This window comes from Pseudoclavibacter sp. RFBG4, assembly GCF_002931515.1.
GTDB lineage: Bacteria > Actinomycetota > Actinomycetes > Actinomycetales > Microbacteriaceae > Pseudoclavibacter.
The window spans coordinates 1-22,653 of the sequence record NZ_PSYC01000027.1; the positions used below are offsets into that span (position 1 = coordinate 1).

Annotated in this window: 14 protein-coding genes; 6 read left to right on the top strand and 8 right to left on the bottom strand. The window is 69.2% G+C overall.

Going from position 1 to position 22,653, the window contains the following annotated elements; all coding sequences use genetic code 11:
* Together C5E10_RS10145 and C5E10_RS10150 are read right to left on the bottom strand one after the other, a co-directional pair.
* The coding region (locus tag C5E10_RS10145) for a UPF0182 family protein (protein ID WP_181062718.1) at positions 1–2,880 on the bottom strand (2,880 nt) is incomplete at its 3' end.
* A gap of 158 nt (positions 2,881–3,038) precedes the next feature.
* The gene (locus tag C5E10_RS10150) at positions 3,039–4,256 is read right to left on the bottom strand and encodes a PDZ domain-containing protein (RefSeq protein ID WP_104331532.1); all 1,218 of its coding nucleotides are present in this window, start codon (positions 4,254–4,256) and stop codon (positions 3,039–3,041) included.
* 130 nt (positions 4,257–4,386) lie between these two features.
* On the opposite strand from C5E10_RS10150, the gene C5E10_RS10155 reads away from it, so the two are divergent.
* A complete protein-coding gene (locus C5E10_RS10155; protein ID WP_104331533.1) occupies positions 4,387–5,754 on the top strand; it encodes a zinc-dependent metalloprotease in 1,368 nt (455 codons plus the stop codon).
* Between the two features lie 897 nt (positions 5,755–6,651).
* Here C5E10_RS10155 and C5E10_RS10160 read toward each other — a convergent pair.
* Positions 6,652–8,424 (bottom strand): ATP-dependent helicase, encoded by a 1,773-nt coding sequence (locus C5E10_RS10160; RefSeq protein WP_258071076.1) that lies wholly within the window; start codon positions 8,422–8,424, stop codon positions 6,652–6,654.
* On the bottom strand, positions 8,408–9,346 hold the full coding sequence (nudC, locus tag C5E10_RS10165; protein WP_258071077.1) for an NAD(+) diphosphatase: 939 nt from the start codon (positions 9,344–9,346) through the stop codon (positions 8,408–8,410). The genes C5E10_RS10160 and nudC overlap by 17 nt, the downstream gene beginning before the upstream one ends.
* 94 nt (positions 9,347–9,440) lie before the next feature.
* On the opposite strand from nudC, the gene C5E10_RS10170 reads away from it, so the two are divergent.
* Positions 9,441–10,631 carry a phosphotransferase gene (locus tag C5E10_RS10170; protein ID WP_104331535.1) on the top strand — a complete coding sequence of 397 codons (1,191 nt, stop codon included), beginning with the start codon at positions 9,441–9,443 and terminating at the stop codon, positions 10,629–10,631.
* On the opposite strand, the gene C5E10_RS10175 is transcribed toward C5E10_RS10170, so the two are convergent.
* Complete coding sequence (locus C5E10_RS10175) at positions 10,606–13,914, bottom strand: ATP-dependent DNA helicase (protein ID WP_104331536.1); 3,309 nt, start codon at positions 13,912–13,914, stop codon at positions 10,606–10,608. The genes C5E10_RS10170 and C5E10_RS10175 overlap by 26 nt on opposite strands.
* On the bottom strand, positions 13,911–17,267 hold the full coding sequence (locus C5E10_RS10180; protein WP_104331537.1) for a UrvD/REP family ATP-dependent DNA helicase: 3,357 nt from the start codon (positions 17,265–17,267) through the stop codon (positions 13,911–13,913). The genes C5E10_RS10175 and C5E10_RS10180 overlap by 4 nt, the downstream gene beginning before the upstream one ends.
* Positions 17,268–17,432: 165 nt before the next feature.
* Here C5E10_RS10180 and C5E10_RS10185 point away from each other — a divergent pair, with 165 nt between their 5' ends.
* Both C5E10_RS10185 and C5E10_RS10190 read left to right on the top strand, forming a co-directional pair.
* The gene (locus C5E10_RS10185; RefSeq protein WP_104241588.1) at positions 17,433–17,657 is read left to right on the top strand and encodes a DUF3107 domain-containing protein; all 225 of its coding nucleotides are present in this window, start codon (positions 17,433–17,435) and stop codon (positions 17,655–17,657) included.
* Positions 17,658–17,665: 8 nt separating this feature from the next.
* On the top strand, positions 17,666–17,989 hold the full coding sequence (locus C5E10_RS10190; protein ID WP_146080225.1) for a hypothetical protein: 324 nt from the start codon (positions 17,666–17,668) through the stop codon (positions 17,987–17,989).
* Between the two features lie 121 nt (positions 17,990–18,110).
* On the opposite strand, the gene C5E10_RS10195 is transcribed toward C5E10_RS10190, so the two are convergent.
* Positions 18,111–18,842 (bottom strand): ferritin-like fold-containing protein, encoded by a 732-nt coding sequence (locus tag C5E10_RS10195; RefSeq protein WP_104331539.1) that lies wholly within the window; start codon positions 18,840–18,842, stop codon positions 18,111–18,113.
* 199 nt (positions 18,843–19,041) lie between these two features.
* Here C5E10_RS10195 and C5E10_RS10200 point away from each other — a divergent pair, with 199 nt between their 5' ends.
* Positions 19,042–20,526 carry a DEAD/DEAH box helicase gene (locus C5E10_RS10200; protein WP_104331540.1) on the top strand — a complete coding sequence of 495 codons (1,485 nt, stop codon included), beginning with the start codon at positions 19,042–19,044 and terminating at the stop codon, positions 20,524–20,526.
* A 98-nt stretch (positions 20,527–20,624) separates the two neighbouring features.
* On the opposite strand, the gene C5E10_RS10205 is transcribed toward C5E10_RS10200, so the two are convergent.
* On the bottom strand, positions 20,625–21,500 hold the full coding sequence (locus C5E10_RS10205; RefSeq protein ID WP_104331541.1) for a PHP domain-containing protein: 876 nt from the start codon (positions 21,498–21,500) through the stop codon (positions 20,625–20,627).
* Between the two features lie 86 nt (positions 21,501–21,586).
* Here C5E10_RS10205 and C5E10_RS10210 point away from each other — a divergent pair, with 86 nt between their 5' ends.
* Complete coding sequence (locus C5E10_RS10210; RefSeq protein WP_146080226.1) at positions 21,587–22,642, top strand: endonuclease/exonuclease/phosphatase family protein; 1,056 nt, start codon at positions 21,587–21,589, stop codon at positions 22,640–22,642.
* Positions 22,643–22,653 lie beyond the last annotated feature (11 nt).

The window sequence follows — 22,653 nt, forward strand, 5'->3', positions numbered from 1 at the left end:
GTCCGCGTCACGGGCACGGTTCAGTGCCTCGGTGAGCCGCTGGTCGGCCTCGGCAGCCGCAACGAGGTCGTTGTTCGCGTACGCGGCCGTGCGGTCCTCAAGGGCCTTCTCAGCGTCCGCCAGCGCGGTCGAGAGCTGCTCCTGAGGAGTTCCCGTGCCTCCACCCGCGGGCGGAGTCGTCGCGGTCGGTGCAGGCGTCGCGGTCGTGTCGTCAGGGACCGAGTCGACAGGCACGTCGTCGTCGGTGACCTCGACGCCACCGTCACCGGCGTCAGCACCGGCGTCGCCGCCGAAGAGCTCGTCGAGCGCCTCGTCGAGCGTCGGCTGGAACGCGATCTTGTCGCCGAACGCGACGAGCACGCGCCTCAGCAGCGGGTAGCTGGTCTCACCGGTCGACTCGACGTAGACGGGCTGGACATACAGGAACCCTTCGCCGACCGGCACCGTGAGGAGGTTTCCTCGCAGCACCGCAGTCTGGCCGCCTCGCTCGAGCAGGTTCAGCTGGTTGGCGACCGTCTCGTTCGAGTTGAAGATGTTCTGCACCTGGCCGGGGCCGTTGACGTTGTCGTTCTCGACTCGCAGCAGCGTGATCTTCCCATACGTATCCGCGACGGTGCCATCAGTGGATCCCGCGTTGGAGTTGGCGGCGAGATACCCCCTCAGCACGTTCCTCGACTGCGCGTTCGCGTTCGTCAATGGAATGTAGGTGGAGTAGATCGAGAACGCCGACTCCTGGCCGGGCATCTGCATCGTCAGGTAGTACGGCGGCTGCGATGCCTCTCCCCCGGTGGGGTTCTGCGGCAGCTGCCAGGCGTTCGTCTGGTTGTAGAACGTGCTCGCGTCGGTCACGTGGTACCTGGCGAACATCTCGCGCTGCACCTTGAACATGTCCGTGGGGTAGCGGATGTGGCTCAGCAGCTCACCCGACATCTCCGACACGTTCTTCAGCGTCGACGGGAAGACCTTCTGCCAGGTCTGCAGGATCGGGTCGGTCTCGTCGAACGCGTAGAGCGTGACGCTGCCGTCATACGCGTCCACGGTCGCCTTCACCGAGTTGCGCATGTAGTTGATGACCTCGGGCGGCAGCGAGCTGGCGGGCGTATCCGCGTCCTCGAGCAGGTTCTGAAGACCAGCCAGCTCGGAGTACGGGTACTTGTTGCTCGTCGTGTAGCCGTCCACGATCCAGGTGAGGCGTCCGTCCACGACCGAGGGGTACGGGTCGGAGTCGATCGTCAGGTACGGGGCAGCGGCCTGCACGCGCTCGGCGGGGTCGCGGTCGTAGAGGATCTGCGACTCGTCGTTGACGTACTCGGAGAGCAGGATCTGCTCGGACTGGAACTTGATCGCGTACACGAGGCGGTTGAAGAAGTTCCCGAGGTCGGGTCCGCCTTCACCGGTGAACGTGTTGTAGGTCTGCGTCGCGCCGTCAGCGCCGGAGACGTGGTCGAATTCAGCGGGCTGCGAGCCCTCTGGAGCGCCGACGATGGAGTACTCGGGCGATGACTGGCCGAAGTACACGCGCGGCTCGAAGTCGCCGAGCGCACCTTCGCTGGGCATGCCGCCCTCGATGAAGAGCGGCTGACCGTCCGGTCCACGCTGGTTGCCGTAGGCCGTGACGAGCCCGTAGCCGTGCGTGTAGACGATCGTGTTATTGACCCACGACTGCGCGTCGGCGCCGAGGCCGGCGATGTTGATGTCGCGGACGGAGCCCACCGCGTCCTGGACCTGGCCGTCGATCTCGTAGCGGTCGACGTGGAGGCGGTCAGGGAACTGGTAGTACGCACGCTCCTGCTCGAACTGCGCGAAGGTGGGCGAGACGAGCGAGGGGTCGAGGATGCGGATGTTCGCCGTGGTGTCTGCGTCGTCGCGCAGCTGCCCCTGGCTGACCGTCGTCTCGGCCGCGTAGTTGATCTCCTCGATCTGATCGAGACCGTAGGCGGTTCTCGTCGCATCGATGTTGTTCTGGATGTACGGGGTCTCGAGTGCCTGCTCGCTCGGTCCGACCTGGAACTGCTGGACGATCCACGGGTAGACCATGCCGACGACGAGGCCGACGATGACAAGCAGGGCCGTGCCGACGAGCGGCAGACGCCAGCGACCGATGGCCGCTGCGATGAAGAAGAGGACGGCCACGACGATCGCGGCTCCGGCCAGGATGCCCTGACCGGGGATGGTCGCGTTCGCCTCGGTGTAGAGCACACCCGTCCAGCGACCGGAGAGCGTGTTGAGCGCGGCGTAGCGGTCGAGCCAGAAGCTGACGGCCTGCACGAGCATGTAGAGACCCGCGAGGATCGCGATGTGCGTGCGGGCGCTCTTCGAGATGACGACCTCGCGACCGGTCACGCGGATCCCGCCGTACAGGTAGAGCGTTGCCGCGGTCAGGATCAGCGAGAGGAGCACGACTGCGCTCACGAAGGCGACGACGCCTCGGAAGAACGGCAGCTGGAAGATGTAGAAGGAGACGTCCAGGTTGAAGACCGGGTCGGTCTCACCGAACGGAGTGGAGTTCATCCACATCAGCACGGTCTGCCAGGAGGCGATGAGCGCGACGCCGGCGAAGAGGCCGAAGATCGCGGGGACGAAGATCATCGCACCACGACGGATCGGCTCGATGACCTGCTGGTAGCGGTCGAGCTGCTCGTTGAGCTTGGCGTAGACAGGACGCGCACGGTAGGCGATCTGCAGGTTCGCGTAGAGGGGGACGCCCATGCCGACGAGGCCGATGGCGAACATGATCGCTCCGGCACCCCACTCGGTGAGGAGGACCTCGAGGACGCCGAGCTGGTCGTACCAGAGCACGTCCGCGTATCGGCCAGCGAACCAGAAGAAGACGACGAGGAGCGCCACGACGATCAGCAATGTGATCGTGAGCGGTCCCATCCGACGTCGGCTGGCGGGTTTCGGACTCTGGGGCTGTTGAGCTGCAGTGCTTGTCACGTCGTACCTGTCATTGCCTGGAGGGGCCGTTTGTTTTCCGAGAAAGGGGAACTAGAGGAGTTTATCTGGCAAGTGCCTGGCAAAACTGAGACTGGCGTGGGTCATGAGCCGAGAACTGATTCGCAGGTGCGGAGCGCGCCGGTGTCTCCGCCCTCGCCGACCGTCTGGATGACCTGCTCCGCCTCGTTCAGCGAGGACACCGCGTAGACCGGGATGTCACCGGGGATGCCCCCGTCCAGGACGTCCTGGCAGTTGTCGGCGGGAGCGAGGAAGAGGTCGGCGCCGACCTCCACGGCCGCGTAGAGCTTCTGCGTGATGCCGCCGATGCTGCCCACCGTGCCATCGGGCGACATCGTGCCGGTTCCGGCGATGTGCAGTCCCTGCGTCAGGTCGCCGTCGACGAGCTTGTCGGAGACGGCGAGCGCGAAGATGAGCCCCGCGCTCGGCCCGCCGACGTTGCCGAGTTCGATGTCGACATCGATCGGGAACTCATGCTGGGTGGCGACCGTGACTCCGAGCAGCGGCCGCTCCTCCCCCTCGACGAGTCCCGGGCGTGGCGTGATCGAGAACGTCTTGCTCTCGCCGGCCCGATCGACGACCACGTCGACCGGTCCGAGGCTGTCGAGGTTGCCCCCGGAGGCCTCGGCCACGGCCGCGGGCAGGCCCTCTGTCGAGTCGACCGGGATCCCGCTGACCGATTTCACGATGTCCCCGGGCTCGAGCATGCCGGCCGCCGCACCGTCGTCGCCGACCGAGACGATCGCAAGCGCTGTGCCGACGTCGTACCCCTCGTTGATGAGGGCTGCGGCGATCGCGTCGGCCTCAGAGCCCTGCATGAGCGCGGCGTTCTGCGCATCGCGCTGCTCGCCGGTCTCCGCGTCGGCGTAGTACGCCTCGACGGGAAGGACATCGTTGGATGGAGTGACAAGAGCGAGGAAGACCTCGAACCAGTTGGGCAGGTTCTCCGGCCGGCCCCCGACGTTGACGGTCATGACGTCGAGCTGCCCGTCAGACGGCTCGAACGTCTCCGCGCCGCCGATCGTGATCACTTCGACCTGCGTCGTGTCCTCCTGCGAGGCCTGCACCGTGCCGAGCGCGTCGAAGACCGGGCCGGGAGAGCGCACGACGTACGGCGCCGGACTGAAGCCGAGCGCGACGAGCAGGAGCATCCCGATGGAGAGGAAGACGAGTCCGACGCGCGCCCGCCTCGAGCCCTCCTCGCTGCGGCGGCGGTTCACCTCGTGCGCCCTGGCAAACGCCTCTGACTGCTCGCGAACTCGGGCATCCCCCTCTGAGGAGGGTTCGGAGAAGAAGGTCACTGCGCTCGTTTCGATGTCCTGCGGCTATTGTTCGCCCGTGGCGCAAGGCACTCGGCGCATACGCAGTCACGGCGACCCTTCCTTGGAGGGGCCACGAGCTAGCGTAGATCCAAGCGCTGGGAGGTGCGGAATGAGTGATGCACAGGGACCGATTCCCGACGACGGATCCGAAGACGAGCTGCGCAAGCTGCTCCGCGAGCTGCTGAGCGGGCAGGGAGGCTTCGACCCCGCCAAGCTGGCGGGAGTCGCTGGGCTCCCGAACGACCCTGCCGCGGTGCAGGCACTGCTGTCGCAGCTGCAGGCGGCCGTCGCGAACCCGGGCAACGGGCTGGACTGGCAGGTCGCACGCGATCAGGCCCGTCGGGTCGCGCAGCCCAAGAACCGCGAGATCAGCTCCGAGGAGGCCGGGCGATTCGACCAGGCCTTCCGCGTCGCGCAGCTGTGGCTCAGCGAGGCGACCCAGCTCGGGGAGCTCAGCGAGTCTCCCGCGACGCTCACCCGACTCGAGTGGATCACCGGTTCCATCCAGTTCTGGACCTCGCTCTCCGAACCCGTCGCGACGAGCATCGCCGACGCCCTCATGAACGTGCTCACCGAGCAGACCCCGCCGGAGATGGCGCAGCTCCTCGGCCAGTCATCCTCGATGATGCGCGGCATCGGCGGCGCGATGTTCGCCGTGCAGCTCGGCCAGGTCGTCGGCAACCTCGCGGAGGAGGTCGTTGCCGGAGGCGACATCGGCGTTCCGGTGCTCGACCACAGCCGCCCCTCGCTCCTGCCGCAGAACATCGACGACTTCGCCGAGGGCCTCGACGTCGACCGCGAGCAGATCGAGCTGTACCTCGCCGTCCGTGAGACGGCCCACGCGAGGCTCTTCCAGCACGCCAAGTGGCTGCGCCTGCACCTCATCTCCTCGATCACGGAGTTCGCGAGAGGCGTGAGCATCGACGTCTCCCGCATGGAGGAGCTCGCGCAGACGCTCGACCCGAGCGACCCGGATGGGATCAGGGCCGCGCTCTCCGAGGGGGCCTTCATCCCGCCCCGCACGGAGCAGCAGGAGGCGGCACTCGCCCGACTCGAGACCATGCTCGCCCTCATCGAGGGGTGGGTCGACGTCGTCACGGAAGACGCGACAGCGAGACTGCCGAAGTCGGTCGCACTCGCGGAGACCGTGCGGCGCCGGCGCGCCGTCGGCGGCCCCGCCGAGCGCGCCTTCGCCTCGCTCGTCGGGCTCGAGCTCCGTCCACGCCGCCTCCGCGAGGCCGCCGCCATGTGGCGCGCAGTCTCGGAAGCGCACGGAGCGGCAGCCCGCGACGAGCTCTGGGCCCACTTCGACGCTCTCCCGACGAGCGAGGACATCGACCACCCCGAGGCACTCGTCACGAGGCTGGGCTTCGGCGAGCTCCCCGCCGACGAGTACGACGAGGCGCTGACGAAGTTCCTCGACGACCCCTCGGCGTTCGGCGACGCACCTGAGGGCGGCGACACGCCAACGAGCTGACCCCTCGCCTCCGGCGGACCACAGCCATCGGTCATGGCTGTGGTCCCGGTTCTGGCTCGGCCCCCGTCCGACCTGGGCTGTGGAGAACTCCTGCGGGGCTTCGAGCGTTCCAGCAGGATCTCTGCATGGAACTGCGATTGCCACCTGGCGTGCCCCTCGTGTGGCGCTCCCCCGCCGAGCTGCAACTGGGCGGCGTGAACGCTCGTGCGGTCATCCGCGAGCCGAGCGCGGCCACCGAGCGGCTCATCGAGTCGCTGCGGAGCGGCGGCACGCTCGCGCAGTTCCACGAGCGGGGCGCACGACTCGGACTGAACGGCGACGAGGTCGAGGCGTTGCTCGGGCGCGTGCGGGCGCTCCTCGAACCGGTACCGGTCTCGCCGCGCCGGAGGTCCGGGGCAGCCGCACCTCGCGGCAAGGCGCGACCACCCGTCATCCTCGTGCGCGGCACGATCGCCGGTGACGACCTCGCCGGGCCCATCGCGGAGCTCGGCTGCACGGTACGAAGCGCGCGCGGCGATTACCAGCCCCCGCGACCTGCCGAGATCGGCCTCGTCGTCGACTGCGGAGACTACGTCCTCCCGCATCGGCGGTACACGCCGCTCATGGCCTCGGATGTGCCGCATCTCGCCGTCGTCGCGGGCGACCTCGACGCGAGCATCGGACCATTCGTCGTGCCCGGCCGCACCCCCTGCCAACGCTGCGAGGACCTGAACCGACTCGACGCCGATCATGCCTGGGCTGCCATCGCCACCCAGCTCGCGCTCGCGACGCGTGCCCAGCTCCCGCGCCTCACGAGGGAGGTCGTTCGCAGCCTGGCCGTCGACGCGGTCTCGTCGTGGCTTCGCGACGGAACCGCCTCGCGCTACTGCCGCCCGGAAGTCCTGACGATCGACTCGATCACCGGCGAGGTCCGCCGAACGCACCGTTCGTTCCACGACGAATGCGGGTGCCGAGCTCTGCCAGGAAGCGAGAGGCCGGCCGCTCGGCGTCGCGCCGACCGCCGTACTGCGCGTGCGTCAGACGCAGACGCTTCCGCGCACGCGTGACGGCGACGTAGAGGAGCCTGCGCTCCTCATCGAGCTCGTCCTGCGTCTCCGCGTACCAGATCGGCAGCAGCCCCTCGCTGACGCCGACGATGGTCACGCTGTCCCATTCGAGGCCCTTCGCGGCGTGGATGCTCGAGAGGGTCACGGCTCGCAGCTCCGGCTCGTACTGCATCTTCGCGCGCTGCTGCAGCTCCGCCGAGAACTCCGCCAGCTTCGTGCCGTGCGGCTGGGCGTCTGCAAGGCGGAGCAGCGCATCCCAGGAGTTCCAGCGGTCGCGCAGGGCGCCGGAATCGGCGGGCGGCTCATGTGTCCAGCCCAGGTCGCGGAGCACGTCGCTCACCGCCTGGAACAGCGGCCCCGTGGTCTCCTGCATGACGGCGGCGCGCAAGGCGCTGAGCGCCTGGCGCACCTCGGGCTGGTCGAAGAAGCGTCGCTGGCCGATGGCCGAGTAGGCGATGCCCGAGTCCTGGAGAGCCCGCTCGATGGCGGCCGCCTGCACGTTCGTCCGGTAGAGCACGGCGATGCTCTCGATGGGGATGCCGCCTCGCAGATCCTCGCCGATCCGGTGGACGACGCCGCGAGCCTCGTCGTCGTCGTCGTGGAACTGCAGCACCTCGGGCAGAGGCTCGCGCCTCGGCGTCTCAGCGGCCGGCTCGAGCGTGAGCGCGTACGGCACGTGCCTGGCGACCTCGTTCGCGACGCCGATGATGGCGGACGAGGAGCGGTAGTTGTCCTCGAGCCGCACGACCCGCGCATCCGGATACCGCTCAGGGAACCCCGTGAGGAACGAACTCGATGCGCCGGCGAACGAGTAGATCGTCTGAGCCGCGTCCCCGACGACGCACAGCTCACGACGCGCCCCCAGCCACAGCTGCAGCAGCCGCTGCTGCAGCGGCGAGACGTCCTGGTACTCGTCCACGACGAAGAAACGGTACTGCTCGCGCACACGCTGCGTGACCCAGGGTTCGAGCTCGAGCATGCCGACGGTGGCCAGCAGCACATCCTCGAAGTCCATCTGACGACGCTCGTCCTTGATGTCCTCGTAGGCCTGCAGCAGGCCGAGTGCCGCGTCGTCGCTCACCCCCTTCGGCAGCGATCGCGACGACCGCAGCTGGATGGCGTACTCCTCGAGGGAGAGCTCACGTACCTTGCGCCACTCGATCTCGGTCGCCATGTCGCGCACGCCGGCAGGATCGAGACGCAGGCCGATGCGCTCCGCGGACTCGGCGATGAGCCTGCCCTTGCCCTTCACGATCGCCGGGGCGGGGCCGCCGACCGTGTGCGGCCAGAAGAAGCCGAGCTGGCTGAGCGCCGCCGCGTGGAAGGTGCGCGCCGCGACGCCGGATGCTCCCAGATCTCGGAGGCGTCCACGCAGCTCCCCCGCCGCCTTCGCCGTGAAGGTCAGGGCAAGGACCCGCGAGGGGTCGTACACCCCGGCGCGGATGCCGTAGGCGATGCGGTGGGTGATCGTCCGGGTCTTGCCCGTCCCGGCCCCTGCCAGGATGCAGACGGGGCCGACAAGAGCGAGCGCCGCCTCCCGCTGGGCGTCGTTGAGCGAGGCCAGCAGGCTCACATCCGCCGTCGACGACTGCGCGGGGCTGTCCGCGTCAGTCGAGGTGACCACTGAGCCAGGCGTCGATGATCGCGCGGGCGATGGAGGTGGGACCAGGCAGGCGATCCTCGATGGCCCTGACCTCGTCCCGCGTGAACCATCCAAGCTCGACGATCTCGTCGTTGTCGGGCTCGACGGTCGCCGGATCCTGGTCAGGGTGGAGCTTCGCCGTGAAGCCGACCATGATGCTCGCGGGGAACGGCCAGGGCTGCGAGCCCAAGTACCTCGGCTCGACGACGTGCGCCCTCGCCTCCTCGTAGATCTCCCGCGCGACCGCGGCCTCGAACGACTCCCCCGGTTCGACGAAGCCCGCCAGGAGGGAGAAGCGTCGTGGGTTCCACCTGACATTCGCGCCGAGCAGGATCCGATCGTCGCGGTCGAGCACCGCGGCGATGATGGCGGCGTCCGTGCGGGGGAAGCTCACGTGCTTCTCGCCCTCGGCCTGCCTCACCCAGCCGGCGAGGCCAGCGCTCGTCGCCGAGCCCGTGCGTGGCGAGAAGGCATGCGAGTCGTGCCAGTTGGTGATGGCGAGAGCCTCGGTGAACAGTCCGCAGTGCACCGCCCCGAGATGAGCGGCGGTCTCCATGAGTCCGGCCCACAGCCGTGCATCCGGTTCGATCGTCGCCGCGAGTGCGTCGTCGACGCTGACCGAGACGACCGAGGTGCCGCGAGGCAGGTCCTCGTCGTCGGCGAGGGTTCTGCCCAGGTACACGGCGTCGGCGACGACCGGCACGAGGAGCATCGCGCGCTCGCTGGTCGCCGACAGCAGCTCGAGCTTCGGGCCGTCACCCGCCGACCGCATGAGCGCTTTGCCGCCGTTCAGGACGAGCACGCGGGTTGCGTCGTCGGCGAAGAGCGACTGCACGAGACCGGGTTCGCTGCGGCGCTCGTGGTCGCGATCGGTCTGCTGCTGGGCAAGAGGGAGACGAGACATGAAGTGATTCATAGGCGGATTCATCCTAGGTCGCCTCGAGGCCGTGCGGGCGTGGCACTCACTCAGGCTTCGCCGTGCCTCCTAACCTGGAGCCATGGCTGAGCTCTCGCTGGAACTCGCGGCACTTGCAGTGGCCGCTGTACCCGACCTCGATGTGGCTGCGGCCCTCGAGCACACGTTCGGGGCGCACGGTGACTTCGACGCCGCCCTGCTGACCCTCGCCGACGGCGAGACCGTCATCGCGCGCCGCCCGACCTCCTCGGCCGCGGCACAGGAGCAGCTCGCCGACGTCCGTGCGCTCGCCGTGCTGACGCCTGGGATGCGCAGCAGGCTCCCCTTCCAGGTCTCGGAAGTCCTCGGCCATCTCGCCGAGAAGCGCGAGCGCGTCGCGGTCTACACGTACCTTCGAGGCATCCCCGCCGACCGCGAGGCCCTCGAGCCCGGGACGCTGTTCCTCGTGAGCCTCGGGCGCGCCATCGCGTCCGTCCACTCCCTCCCCAAGGGGCCAGTCGAGGCCGCAGGGATGCCGACGCTCACCGCCTCGGAGGCCAGGCAGGCCGCCGCGCAGACGATCGCGCGAGCGAAGGAGACCGGGCGTCTCCCCGTGACCCTCGATCGCCGCTGGAGCGCGGCCATCGACGACGATTCGCTCTGGCAGTTCCAGCCGACGGTCATCCACGGGGCGCTCGGCCTGTCCTCGATCATCACCGACGGCAACCAGGTGAGGGGGGTGCTCGGCTGGAGCGATCTCCGCGTCGGCGACCCCGCTCGAGACCTGCACTGGATCTCGTCGCTGGACGGGGCGATCGCGAGGGGCATCCTCGACGAGTACACGGACGAGGCACCCGGAACGGTAGACCGGCAGCTTCGTCAGCGGGCCCTCCTCTACGCTGAGCTGGAGCTGGCTCGCTGGTTGCTGCACGGGGTCGAGGCCGGTGACGCGGACATCATCTCGGACGCCGAGGGGATGCTCGACTCGCTGGTCGATCGCATCCACCGGGCCCCCGCCCAGCCGCTGGTGCACGAGACGCTGCCCGTGCTCGACATCGCCGAAGTGCAAGAGCTGCTCAAGGAGGCCGCCGGAAGGCGCCCTGCTCATCAGCCAGACGCACACGACACCGGGAGCGGCGTGCTCCCCGGTCTGGTGCACGAGTCGTCGTCCGGTGCCCCGTCGGGCGTGCATCCCGATGACAGTCCGGACGTCGACGTGGATCACGCCGCCGAGGATGACCTCGACGACGACACTCCGCCGAACGACTTCATGCGGACGGACTCGCTGCGCTGAGGGCTGCCTCGGCTTCCGCCATCAGCCGTTCGAGCTCTGCTCGCCCGGTAACCTCAGGGACTCGGATCTCCTCGCCCTCTCGGACGTAGACGAGCACGGCGTCGATGCGCTCGGGCGGCACCCCCGTGTGCTCGGAGTAGGCGAGCGTGTAGAGCGCGAGCTGCAGCTGGCGCTCCCAGCGTGCGCTGTCGCCGCTCGGAACCCTGCCCGTCTTCCAGTCGACGACCTCGATGCGTCCCTCGTGTTCGAAGACCGCGTCGATCTTGCAGACGACGGTCCGGTCGCCGAGTCGGAACTCGATCGTCTGCTCCACGAGGGCGGGGGTCCGGTGCGGCCATGGGGTCTCGAGGAACGCCTCCTGCAGGCGTTCGAGCTCAGCGAAGTCGGCGTTCGAGGCGTCGGCGAGGCTGCTCAGCGCGCTATCTTCCGTGCCGAAGATCTCCGCCATGCCGAGGAGGTCTCCTCCCGCGTTGGGGGCCGCGTAGTGGGCCTCGACCCAGGCGTGGAACATGGTGCCGATGCGGGTCTGCCTGAAGGGCTTCTGCGGCATCGGCCGGCGCAGCTGAGCCGCGATCTCCGCCGGGTCGGTGACGAGGTCCTTGAACTTCGAGGCGGCGAAGCGCGCAGGGAGCTCGACGCTCATCACGGTGCTGCGCTCAGCGCGTTCGCGGAGCAGCAGCTCGATGCGCCTGGCGAGCGCTCCGCCCGGTGCGGCCTGGGTGTACCGGGCGTGGGCGACGGCCTGTGCGAGCTCGCTCACCCGCTCGTGCCGCTCGGGGCTGAACGGGGCATGAGGCCAGACGACGCTGTCGGCGGCGAGTGATGCCGGCGCATCGTCGAGGGTGTTCTCCGGTGGGGCGTTGATGATGCCGGCTGCAGCCAGCTCGTCGACGAACACCGAGACCTTGCGGGCGGTCTTGTGGATGGCGCTCCAGTAGGAGCCGGAGATGAGCAGCTCGTGCCGGGCGCGAGTGTAGGCGACGTAGGCGAGTCGGCGTTCCTCGTCGTCGTTGCGCTCCTTGATGCGCTCCTTGAGGTCGACCATCAGCTCGGCGAGCTCCTTCTGCGTCTCGGCGTCTCGCCACGGCAGCTCCGGACGGTCGTGCGCGTCGAGGAGGAGCTCGTAGGGGATGACACCGCGTCGGATCCAGCCGAGTCCGTCTCTCGAGGTGCTCGGCATCTCCCCCTCCACACTGCGGGGAACCGCGACGAAGTCCCATTCGAGCCCCTTGGAGCCGTGAATGCTCAGCAGCTGGACCACGCCGGGCTCGGCCTGCTCCTGCACCGGCGCGAGCGAGTCGTCGCCTGCGGCGATCTCCACCCAGTCGAGGAACGCGCCGAGGTCGGCATCCGGTTCGGCGGAGGAGAATGCGGCCGCCGCTTCAGCGAAGGCGTCGAGGTTGCCGACTCTTGCGATGTTGCCGGGGTTCGCGGTGACCTCGAGGTCGAGGCCCATGAGCGCGATCGTGGCATCGACGAAGCTCGTGATGGGGAGTCCTGAGTTCCGGCGGAGCTCGGCGATCAGCTCGCTGACGGCAGGGATGCGCTGTCGGGCACCGGGGCTGAGACTGGCCAGCCAGGTGTCGGGCTCGGTTCGGCGTTCTTCCGAGGCGATCCGGGACGCGAGGAAGTCGAGGGCCTCCTGCAGGGGCACCTCGTCGTCGCCCGTCGCGAGCTCGCGTTTGCTCGCCCGCACCTCGTCCGCCAGAGACGCCATGGTGACGTCCCGGTTGGCGAGGCTGCGCGAGACGTCGTGGATCGCCTTGACGTCGGCGAGGCCGAACTGGAATCTCGCACCGACGAGCAGGCGGATGAGCTCGTTGCCTGCGGTGGAGTCGTGCGCGACGCGCATGGCGCAGCGGAGGTCGACGACCTCCGGGGCCGAGAGCAGGCCGCCGAGGCCGATGACCCGGTTGGGCACGCCCGCGCGCGTCAGCGCCGCCGAGAAGAGCGGGAGCAGCTTTCGCGCACGCAGGAGCACTGCGCCGGACGGCGGTCTGGCATCGCCGTCGGCGTCGCCGTCGCCGTCGACGACGATCCGCTCGCGCATCCAGGTCGCGACGGCAGCCGCTTCGTCGTCGAGCGTCTCGGGAAAGGCAAGCGAGACCCGCCCCTCGCCTGCCCCTGGCCGGGTGCCGAGCTGCGTGACACCGGTGTCGCTGGCCTCCGGCAGCCGTGAGGCGACCTGGTTCGCCGAGTCGAGGATCCTGGCGTCGTTGCGCCAGGAGATCGAGAGCTGGAAGGTGGGTTCCTCATCGGGCGGCACGATGCGAGACCTGAAGTCGCCATGGAATCGACGCATGTTGCCCGGGCTGGCTCCACGCCAACCGTAGATGGACTGCTTGGGGTCGCCGACGGCGAGCACTGGATGGTCGCCGAAGATCGTGCCGAGCAGACGTGTCTGGCCGACGCTCGTGTCCTGGTACTCGTCGAGGATGACGAAGCGGTGCCTGGCCCGAAGCTCCTCGACGACCGCCGGCGTGCTCGAGCAGATCTCTGCCGCGAAGGTGACCTGGTCGGAGAACTCGATGAGCCCCCGCTTGCGCTTCTCGAGCTGGTAGCGCTCGGCAAGGCCGACGAAGATCGGCAGCTCGTCCAGGATCGCCACGGCGTCGATTACCGGCTTCAACGGCGTGTTCGCCGTGCCCCGACCGGGAAGCTCGGCGACTTTCCTGAATTCCTCGACGAAGGACTCGCAGGCTGCGGCGGAGAGCTGGTTGTCGCGCATCGCACGTGCGACGCCCAGAGCGAGGCTCGTGATGGCTCCGAGCTGCAGGTCGAGCGAGCTGAGCCTGGTGTCGTCGCTTGCCAGCACGACACTGCGCATGAGCGCGAAGGCGGTCATCTCGTCGACGATGCGGGCATCCGGCTCCTGCCCGATGAGCAGCGCGTTCTCGGAGAACACCCGGTTGGCGAACGAGTTGTAGGTCGAGACCTCCGGGGACGCGAACTCGTCTCCTCCGACGAGCCCCTCGCTGCGGAGCCGGGCGAGGGCGAGCTGCACGCGTTCGCGGAGTTCTCCTGCGGCCTTCCGAGTGAAAGTGAGGCCGAGGATCTCGGTGGGATGCACGCCCTGCGCAGCGACGAGCCAGACGATGCGCTGCACCATGGTCTGCGTCTTGCCGCTTCCGGCACCTGCCATGACGAGGCTTGGAACCGGGGGCGCCTCGATGACGAGACGCTGCTCGGGCGTCGGCTCGAGCATGCGGGACGGATCGTTGTCGGCGAGCGCCAACGCGATGTCGCCGTGCGTGACGGCTCCCATGGGCCAGGTGTGCGTCATTCGGTGACCTCCGATGCGGCGTGCAGCGCGCACGCTCGTCCGCCACCGAACGAGCCGAGGCAGTGCGACTCGAGGTGGGCCTGGTAGTGGGCGTCTGCGAGTTCGTGAGAGCCGGAGCCGGACCCGAGGGGCTCCGGGATGCCGATCATGCCGAGGGCGACCGAGCGGACTCGTTCGAAGAACTCGGCCGTGGCCTCGTCGTCGAACGGCTGCTGCGTGCGTTCGCTCCACTCGAGCTTCTTCGTGGGCTTTGCCAGGAAGACGAGCTTGGCCTCGTGCACCGGTGCCGTCGGGATCTGCGTTCCACGGTCGCTGCGCGGAGGGAGTTCGACGGCTTGGACAGGACGCTCGACGGGGTCGCTCACGGCGCCCGAGGTGAGCGCGATCTGGTAGGCGGCGAGCTGCGCGTTGGACGACATGGAGTCGTTCGACGGCATGGACCTGCCGGTCTTGAAGTCGACGACGTCGACCGAGCCAGCCGCCGTGCTCTCGATGCGGTCGATCTTGCCGCGCAGGGTGATCTTGGCGGTGTCCTCGCCCTCAACCCGGACTTCGACGGAGAAGGCTCGCTCGGCGCCGAGGAGTGTCCCTCCCCCGAGCGAGACCCGGTGCAGGTAGGCGGAGAGGTTCCGCACGAGCTCGTCGACCTTGGCTCGAACCGCGGTCTCCTGCCAGGGGGCGTCGAAATCGCTCGACCGCAGCCTCGCCTGCGCGAATGCCGTGCGGGCTTCGAGGTCTGGGAAGTCGAATTCGGCCGCAGCGTGCACGATGTTGCCGACGTTCATGCTCTCGCTTGTGCTCCCTCCACCGTGGGAGCTCACGAACCAGTTGACGCCGCAGTCCTCGAAGCTCTCGATATTGGATGGGGAGACGGGGATGTTCGCCTCTGGGTCGCTCGGGTCGTGCAGCGGCTTGCCCGTGGTGGACCCCGCGAGGCCGTACCACTCGGAGGGCGCCGCGCCGGGCACCCCCTCCTGAGCGAGCGTTGCGAGGCCAGCGGCCGCGGACGGGTCGACGCCTTCCAGCATCGCCGTGCGACGCAGCTCACCCACGATCCCGCGGAGCGTCAGCGCGCCCTCGGCGGCGGTCTCGGCTGCCGCGGGGATTACTGGCCAGGTGCGGGGTGTGAGCAGGAAGAACGGGGAAGGCGCGCTGTCCTCGCTCTCCTCGGCCGTCAGGAGGAGCCACTCGGAGGACCTAGAGACGGCCTGCGCGAACATCCGTCGCTCGTCGTGCAGCACCTCGAGTCGACGGTCGACGAGGTCGCGGGTCGTGTCGATGCCCCGTTCGAGCTCCGCGAGCTGTCCGGCGCCGAGGAGCGAATCGCGAAGACGGAGGTTGGGCCAGACGCCGTCGGAGAGGCCTGCGACGACGACGACCCTGAACTCCCGCCCGAGCACAGCCGCCGGCGTGGTGACGGTCACCGTGCCACCGTGCGTGCGGCCTGCCAGCGAGTCGGCCGTGACCTCGCTTCCCGTCCACTGCTCGAGGAAGTCGCGGATACTGGCGTCAGGTTGCCGCTCCACGAATCGCTTGCCGACGTCGAAGAGCGTGACGAGTGCATCGAGGTGCGCGCTGAGCTGCTCGGCGCGGGGCCCGGAGCCGAGCGCAAGCTCGCGCCAGGACTTGGCGAGGCCGAGACGCTCCCACACGGCGAAGAGCACCTCGTCGGCTGCGATGCTGCGCTGCTGCTCGTTCGCGGCAGCGATCTCACCCGACACCGCGCGCAGGAGCGTCCCGAGCTGCTGCAGGGCCCGCGTGGCACTGCGGCCGGTTGCGGAACCGCCAGTCGCGAGCAGGCGCTCGAACGTCGCGGAGGCGGGGGCATCCGGGTCGCTCAGGAGACGCAGCCCTGCGACGCGGGAAACGGCTTCGACGAGGAGGTCGTCAGCCGGCCGGTTCCCGCCGGCCGCGATCTCGTCGAGGCGCAGCGCGCGCCGGACCCGCCGCAGCTGTACGGGGTCGATCGCGAAGACCGGCGAGGCCGCGAGCTCCGAGATCGCCTCCGCCGTGAGCTCCTGGGCCCCGCTGGCGATGGCGGCGAGCCGGACGACGGCCTGGACGGCGCGGTCGCTCGCAGCAGGGAGCGCCTGAGAGGAGCTCGTGGGCACCTCGAGCTTCGCGAGCTGACGACGCAGCGACTCGATGCTCCCGCCTCGACGCGTGATGACGGCCATCTCGTCCCACGGCACGCCGTGCAGCAGGTGCAGTTCACGGAGGTAGTCGGCGATGCCCCGGCACTCGGCAGCGGACGATGCGGCCGAGAGACGAGCCACCGCCGGAGGGGCGGACTCCGGCGGCCCGCCGACGCGAGGTGTTTCGGCGGCCCGGTGCCGCAGCTCCCGCTGCACGCCGATGCCCTCGGTGACACCCCGCACGAAGGCACGGAGCTCGGCGCCGCCACGATGGGCGGTGCCGAGCACGAGCCTCAGCGGCTCCTCGAGCGGCCCGCGCGTCTCTCCCCGCCAGTCGGCAGCCAGTTCGGGGCGCGAGCCGCGGAAACCTCCCGTGGTGATGTCGGGGTCGCCGAAGGCGACGACGCGCACCCCGCGCAGCGCGAAGGCGGCGAGCAGCCGCCTGCCCGACTCGGTGAACTCCTGGACGTCGTCGACGAGAAGCAGCTTGAGTTCAGAGAAGGCGTCGAGCCGCTCAGCCGCGTGGACGATGCTGACCGCCTCGAGCACGATGCCGGGCGTGTCGAAGGCATTCGGCTTCGCCTGCGCGATGCTCTCGCGGAACTGGCGAGCCAAGGCCGATGCTCCCGACCACACGGGCCTCAGGTGCGCGAGTTCCTCGAGCCGCTCGGGCATCACGTCGTACTCGGACATCGCCGCCAGGAGGTCGCGGACCTCTGCTCGGAAGCCGCGGAGGCCGATGGTCTCGACGCTGACGGGCGGCGCCCACTCGATGGGTGCCGCGTGCAGCTGCTCGTGGCCGGTTGCGGAGCGCGCCTCGAGATCGCTCTGGATGAGCTCGGCGAGGATCGTGTCCTCATCGGCCCCCGTGAAGAGCTGCGGCGCCTGCAGGCCCTGCCTGGCGCGGTCCGCGCGCACGATCTCGAACGCGACGGACTCGGGCGTGCGCGCCATCGCCCCGGGAGTGCTGACCGAGAGCCGTTCGCCGATGACCTCCCGGAGCCGCGCGGCACTGCGGCGATCTGGCGTCAGCGCGAGCACCTCGGCGGTGGAGAGCCCGTCCGACAGAACTCGCTTCGCGAGCAGCTCGACGAGCGTCGTCGTCTTGCCGGAGCCCGGCGCACCGACGACGCTGACATGCGAGCGCGTCGCGGCCTCGAGCACAGCCCGCTGTGCGGCGTCGAGGGGCACTGCGTCGAATGCGGCGCTTGAAGTCATGCAGTCACGGTATCTCGGGCCACCGACATCGACGGTTGCGCACGGGATGTCACGGCGCGATGGGCGCACTGTTGCGCCCACGGCGAAAGACGCCGTCAATGTGCGCGCACCAGGCAGGCTGCCGGTAGCCTTGCCAGACACCCGTTCGCATTCGAAAGGCGCCAAGTGGAAGTTCGCATCGGCATCAAGCACGCCCCACGAGAGCTCTCGTTCGAGACCGACCTCACCAAGGATGACTTCGAGCGCATCATCGAAGAGGCAGTCGCGAAGGACGCAGCGATCGTGAAGCTGCACGACTCGAAGTCACGCTCGTACCTCGTCTCCACCCAGAGCATCCTCTACGTGGAGCTCTCCGGCGACCAGGCCCGTCGCGTCGGCTTCATCGCCTAGCCTCGGCCATGGAACTCATGTTCGCGGGCCTCGCGGGGATCCTCCTCGGCATCGCCGCTCAGTTCGCGGCACCGCACCGATCGACGCGCGGCCCCGTGCTGCTCCCGGCGCTCGGCGGCATCGTCGCCCTCGTCGTCTGGCAGGCGCTGACGTGGCTCCAGGCCTCCGCCCCGTGGCTTGCCTACGACGGCGGCTGGATCTGGGTCATCACCCTCGCGGTTGCGGCGATCGTCACAGTGTCTGTCGGATGGTCGCTCAGCAGCCGTCGCCAGCATGACGACGACGATCTGCTGCACCGGCTGAGCCACCTCGGCCGCGCGCAGAGCGCCTAGCCACGCGAGCGCACGCGCTCGAACAGGACGAAGGCCCCCACCACACGACTGCACATCTGAGCGGTCGAGGACGGGGGCCTTCGTCGTGCGGCTCGGCGCGCGGCGATGACGCCACGCGTTCCTAGGCCGCGAGCCCGAGCGTGTTCATGCGGCGCGAGTGGCCTGCGTAGAGCACCGAGGCCAGCTTCTCGAGCTGCGCTTCTCCCTCGGGGACCATGGCGTCTCCGCTCGTGCCGAGGGGAACGTCGAGCGCGAGCCGGATCGCGAGCACCGTGTCTCCGACGATGCGCCGCCCCCACATCGCCAGGCGGTCGCCGAGCCCGTCCTCGAAGTGGATCGCTGCCTCGATGACGGGCACCAGCTGGTCGCGCTCCTCGTCGGTGAGGAACACGGGCGCAAGTGCCGCCCGGTAGCTCTCGCCGCCGTACTCGGCGACCTCGCCGAAGAAGTCGCGGAAGAAGCCGGACGAGAGGTGGCAGCTGAGGAGCCGCTGCGCCCAGTCGTGGCCGAGGACGCGCTCCGGATAGCCGGCGAAGTGCTTGCTCGCATCGCCGATGCGCGCGATCGCGTCGGGGGCCGCAGCGGCCTCCGCCCCACCGAGCAGGGCCCTGTGGCGTTCGAGCGCCGCGTTCGCCGCAGCGCCGATGTGCTGCTTGTTGGCAAGGGCGGGGGCTTCATTCACGATGGCGGAAAGCTCTTGGAAGAGGAGCAGCTCGAGGTAGGCTGCGCGCGCCACGAGCACGTCGGCGGGAGCCAGCAGGTCGCCGAGCGACGTCGCTGGCCTCGGCGCGGATGCTGGGGCTGCGTCGTCCTGAGATCGGTCTCCGCCGCGCCTTCCGAATACTGGCTTCACACGCTCATCCTATGTGCCAGAGAAGTTCCCTTCGTCGCAGGTCCGTGCAGACCGTTTCCGGGCGAACGGCGGATGCGCGGGCGTGCTGAGGACCGAATTCAAGGTATTCGCTAGACTGTGGCGATGCCGCGACCGCGGCCGTTCGGCGCCCTTCGACTTCCCGGGCGCATCCCACAATTGCAGACAGGGCGTTTCACTCGTGAAGTTCTCCGACCTTTCCATCGATGCCGACATCGTCTCGGCGCTCGAGGGACACGGCATCACCGAGCCGTTCCCCATTCAGGAGCAGACGATTCCTCTCGCGCTCAGCGGGCAGGACATCATCGGCCAGGCCAAGACGGGCACTGGCAAGACCTTCGGCTTCGGCCTCCCCCTCATCCAGCGACTCGGCCTCGACCCGGCTCACGGCGTCCAGGCGCTTGTCGTCGTGCCAACGCGCGAACTCGCCGTCCAGGTCTACGAAGACCTGCAGATCGCCGTCACCGGGCGCAGCACGACCGTCGTCCCGATCTACGGCGGCAAGGCCTACGAGGGCCAGATCGAGCAGCTCAAGGCCGGCGCTCAGATCGTCGTCGGCACGCCTGGCCGCCTCCTCGACCTCGCGCAGCAGCGCATGCTCAACCTCTCCAACGTGCGGGAGATGGTGCTCGACGAGGCCGACAAGATGCTCGACCTCGGCTTCCTCTCCGACATCGAGCGCCTCTTCGCGCAGACGCCGGCGACCCGCCACACCATGCTCTTCTCGGCGACGATGCCCGGCCCGATCGTCGCGCTGGCCCGTCGCTTCATGACGAAGCCGATCCACATCCGCGCGACCGACCCGGATGAGGGCATCACGCAGGCGAACATCGAGCACGTCATCTACCGCGCTCACCCGCTCGACAAGGACGAGATGATCGCCCGCATCCTGCAGGCCGAGGGTCGCGGCAAGACCGTCATCTTCACGCGCACCAAGCGCGCAGCTGCGAAGCTCATGGAGGAGCTCACCGATCGTGGGTTCAAGGCGGCGGCCGTGCACGGCGACCTCAACCAGGAGCAGCGCGAGCGTGCCATGGCCGCGTTCAAGGCCGGCAAGAAGGACGTGCTCATCGCGACCGACGTCGCGGCCCGCGGCATCGATGTCGACGATGTCTCGCACGTCATCAACCACACCATCCCGGAAGACGAGAAGGCCTACCTCCACCGGGTCGGCCGAACGGGGCGCGCCGGCAACACGGGCATCGCCGTGACCTTCATCGACTGGGACGACCTGCACAAGTGGGCGCTCATCTCGAAGGCACTCGAGCTCGGTGCGGAGGAGCCCGTCGAGACGTACTCGTCCTCGCCGCACTTCTACGCCGACATGCGCATCCCCGAGGGCACGAAGGGACGCATCGCTGCGCCGAAGCGCGAGGTGCAGTCGCCCGGCAGCCGTCACACCGGAGAACGCGGCGGAGAACGCAGCGACCGCGGCTCCAGCTCACGAGGCTCCGCCGATCGTCCGGCTCGCTCGCGCTCGCGTCGCCGCAGCGACGACGCAGCTGCGGCTCCGGCCGTAGCCGCTCCGAGCACCGAGTCATCCGCCGCCGAGCAGCCTGCAGGCGAGGCCGGGGCAGAGCGTCCGGCTCGCCGCCGTCGCCGCCGTCGTGGCGGGTCGGGCAGCGAGTCCGGCGCCCCGCGCCAGGGATCGCAGGCCAGCGAGTAGCGTACGAGGCACGAAGCGCGAGACGGCGCCGAGCATCCGCTCGGCGCCGTCTCACGCGAAGGGTCGTCGGAGCCTGACAGCGGCAGGCGAGGCGGCGGCTACAGCCGCAATCCCCCGCCGTGCACGGGTTCACTCCCCGTGGCCTGTTCGATGATGCGCCGCAGCTGCCCGAGCTCGGTCGTGTTCTCGCCGAGCTCGTTGGGCTTCCCGGTGCCGTGGTAGTCGCTGGAGCCGGTGACGATCAGATCGTGGCGCGCGGCGACCTCGAGGAGGATCGCCCTGCTGGCTGCGTCGTTCTCGCGGTGCCCGACCTCGAGCCCGCCGAGGCCCGCCTCGATCAGGCCCTCGAGGGTCTCCGTGTCCATGCCGCGCCTCCCCCTCGATCCCGGATGCGCGAGGACGGGCACGCCACCCGCGCGGCGAATGAGCTTGACCGCGTCGAAGGGGCTCGGGGCGTAGTGCGCCACGTAGTAGCCGCCGCGCCAGTGGAGGATGGTCTCGAAGGCGGCGACTCGGCTCTCGACGAGGCCCTTCGCGACCAGCGCGTCGGCGATGTGCGGTCGGCCCACCGTCGCGCCGGGCTCCGTGACGGCGAGGACGTCGTCCCAGCTGAGATCGTGGTCACCGCCGATCATCTGCACCATGCGCTCGGCTCGCGAGACACGCGACTCGCGGACCTGCTGCATCTCGGCGAGCATGACCTCGTCTGCAGGGTCGATCAGGTACCCGAGCACGTGCACGCTGGCGTGGTTGAGCTGCGAGGAGAACTCGATGCCCGGGATGAAGGTGATGCCCACGTCGAGCGCGGCGGCCCGTGCCTGTGCCCAGCCTGCCGTCGTGTCGTGGTCGGTGAGCGCGACGGCCTCGAGGCCGGCTCTGGCCGCCTGCCGGATGACCTCCCCGGGCGCCTCGGTCCCGTCGGAGACCACCGAGTGGGTGTGGAGGTCGATGCCTGGCTTGTCGAAGGTGGTCATGCTCCGATCAAAGCACAGGGCCCGGATGGGCAATCGCCATGCGCCTCCCAGGCTCACCTGTCGACGGAGACTACGCTGGGGCGGTCATGCCGAGTACCTCACCACCACGTAGAAGATCCTCCCTCGCCGGTCACCGGGCGGCGGGGCTCGTCCTCGGGCTCATCGCGCTCGCAGCGGCGGTCGTGCTCGGGTGGCCCCAGCTCCTGGACCTGCAGCGGGCGCCGCTCGTGGCCCAGGCGATCTCGTTCCGGCTTCCCGTGGCGATCGGCGCGACAGCCATCATGCTGCTGCTCCTCATCCCGGTCCTGGCTTCCCGCAAGGCACGCGCGGTGCTTGGGATGACGACCCTCGTCATCGCGGTCTTCGTCGCGTCGACGGCGGCGGTGCTTGTCGACCGGGGCCTCGGTTCCCCCGTCGCGGGGAGCGATTCGCCGGAGAGCATCGACATCCTCAGCTGGAACACCCGCGGCGATGCGCCCGGGTCTCCCTCGATCGCCGAGCTGGCAATCGAGGTCGGCGCCGACGTCGTGGTGCTGCCAGAGACGACGGAGGAGCTCGGCGTGGAGATCGCGGCCCAGATGTCCGAGGCGGGTTCCCCGATGTGGGTGCACACGCACACGGTCGACGAGGACTACAAGGCGACCTCCACGACGCTGCTCATCTCCCCTGACCTCGGCGACTACGAGGTCGTGACCGATCGGGGCGACACGAGCACGCTGCCGACCGTCATCGCGGTGCCCGTGGATGGCGACGGGCCCACGATCATCGCGGCGCACCCGGTCTCCCCGACTCCCGGCAACATGAGCGCGTGGAACGCCGACCTCGAGTGGCTCGCCCAGCAGTGCTCGAGCAACACGATCATGGCGGGCGACTTCAACTCGACCCTCGATCACCTCTCCGGCCTCGGGGTCGACGATTCGAGCCAGCTCGGTGCCTGCGCCGACGCAGCGCTCGCGACCGGCAATGGGTCCGTCGGCACGTGGACGGCAGGCGTCCCGCCGCTGCTGGGCGCGAACATCGACCGCGTCATGGCGACCGGCGAGTGGAGCGTCACGGGCTTCGAGGTCCTGCTCTCCCGCGACATGGCGGGCAGCGACCACCGTCCCGTCTTCGCGCAGCTGACACCGTCCGCCTCGGGCTGAACCTGTCCGCT